At 50.7% G+C, this 572-nt stretch carries 1 protein-coding gene; it reads right to left on the bottom strand.

What is annotated here, in order from left to right; all coding sequences use genetic code 11:
- Nucleotides 1-172 precede the first annotated feature (172 nt).
- On the bottom strand, nucleotides 173-572 hold a 400-nt coding region (locus C5J24_RS31600), incomplete at its 5' end, for a protein rep (protein ID WP_172724210.1).

The following is a 572-nucleotide window of genomic DNA, read 5'->3' as shown; positions in this document are numbered from 1 at the left end:
GTCCCAACTGAGTTCGGAAACCGAACTCAGTAATTGAGTGACGTCACTTTGCGGCGTTAGCCCTATCCTGCATCGGAGTAGAACCAATAGGACAAGATGTGTTTTTGGAGTACCGCCGACAAGCGGCGCCCTCTCAAAAACGTCGTGGTCAGGGCTGCGCCCCGACACCCTGTCAGTCTGATTCAGCTTTATCTTTTGACGGTGAGCGACGGTACTTTTTGGATTCGGTTTTCCACTCAAAAGCAATGCGTGAACCATCATCATCGCCTTCGGGAATATCATCCCCGATTACCATATCGGCATCAGTTTCCTGATCGAGTTTCAGTATGTCTTTGAGTGCGCCACCGGTAGCCACAAATCGGCGCTTATGTGTCTGCTTAGTCAATTCGAGGAACCATTCAGGATCAGCAACCATGTCAGCCGGCTTCGTGGAATATTTCAGGGTTTCAGCCACTGCGCCCCGTACAAGTTCCGCAGTTGCAGAAGCCAATGATTCTCCGTCCTTAGGCTTGCGGGGATTTACTGCTCGAACATCAACATTCGGATCGTAATTCACACGCAAACACTCTCGC

The sequence above is a fragment of the Neorhizobium sp. T25_27 genome (assembly GCF_002968565.1).
Classification (GTDB): Bacteria; Pseudomonadota; Alphaproteobacteria; order Rhizobiales; family Rhizobiaceae; genus Neorhizobium; species Neorhizobium tomejilense.
This window is presented reverse-complemented; position numbering and strand designations above follow the sequence as displayed.